This is a genomic window from Campylobacter sp. IFREMER_LSEM_CL1097 (assembly GCF_025772225.1).
GTDB lineage: Bacteria > Campylobacterota > Campylobacteria > Campylobacterales > Campylobacteraceae > Campylobacter_D > Campylobacter_D lari_D.
In genome coordinates, this window is the sequence record NZ_JAKMRT010000045.1 from 1 (window position 1) to 1,412 (window position 1,412).

Here is a 1,412-nt window from a genome sequence, read left to right on the forward strand (position 1 = left end):
CATGATACTTAACTCATCATTGCTTTTAGTATCTTTACTTAAAATAGTATCTTTGGTTTCATGATTGATAAATTTAAAAAAGTGCAATAGGTTGTTTTGTAAATTAACAATTCTTGAGCTTACTGCTTTGTTTATGTATATAAATACTATTATCACAATTACTAAAATAACAAAAAGAGATATAAATGCTATGGTTGTTATAAGTTTTGTAATCGGCATTTGTATAGAATCAACTGGAGCCATAGTCACAATAGACCAAGCATCTTGTGAGTTATCCCAAAGATCAAAAGTAGCTATCGCTGCTCTATTTTTCTTTCCATCGCTTGCACGAGTAAAGTCAAAAACAGTATTTATTTTATCTTTTTGTAATTGTATTAATGTTTTTGCACTAGGATGAGGATTTGCTTCTGAAATACTTTTTCCTGTAAATTTAGAAACAGGACTAACTGCTATTAGACCCTCAGCACCAAGTAATAATCTTTGATCATCTTTGAAAATACTTCTTTTTGGATCTGTTAGCTCTCCTCTAAAATGCGTTAAACTTCCTAAAGCTCCAACTACACCTATAATATTTCCATTTTTAAAGATTGGAATTGCAATATTGTATGCAAAAATTTCTTCACCATTGATGTTGAAAATTTGAGGTTTTCCTATTGATTCTTTTTGTGTTGATATAGCATTATTAATACTTTGTTGTTGTAAAAATGCATCATATGCTTGAACTAATTGCACGCCGCCTTCTGTTTTTAAAGAAGTATCATGAAGTAACATTAAAAATTTATGCTGATTTGTAAGTAGTTTTGGGTTGGTATTTTGATTGATTGGGGTATTAAAAAAATGAACATACATATATGCAATTTTTTCATTTGAATCAAGCACGCCTTCTAAAATATTTTGCACTTCTGTATCATCAATACTATTTTCATTTGAAATAGTATTTTTTATAGTATCTTCTACTCCTAGTAAAGTTGAATAAACACTTTCTGTTGCTCCGCGGACGATATTTGCATATCTAAAAGCATTAATTTGAAGTAGTTTATCTGCTTCAGTGTGTAAGATATTTGAAGCTTGTATGGAAAAAATACTTGCTAAGATTATAATACCTAGCATTACTATGGAAATTACAACTCCAACTATTTTGGTCCCTATTTTTAAATTTGAAAACAATGTATCTCCTTTATGTGTTTTTAAAAAGGATGTATTTTATCCTAAAAAAATAATTTTTTTATTTTTAATTAATTAATATTTGTTTGGTATTTCTAATAGTGGACTTGAATGTAAAATGTAGATTTAATAGAGTATCAAAGTTAAACCCATTAAGGGTTTAACTTATTTAGAATTTTTTCTTCCTAGCATCTTCTAAGATATCATTAGCTATTTGATTAACATTGTCTGCAACTATAGCGCTGTCG

At 28.3% G+C, this 1,412-nt stretch carries 1 protein-coding gene; it reads right to left on the reverse strand.

The window, feature by feature from the left end; translation table 11 throughout:
* The coding region (locus L8W64_RS08840) for a hypothetical protein (RefSeq protein ID WP_263663065.1) at positions 1 to 1,167 on the reverse strand (1,167 nt) is incomplete at its 3' end.
* Positions 1,168 to 1,412: the final 245 nt, after the last annotated feature.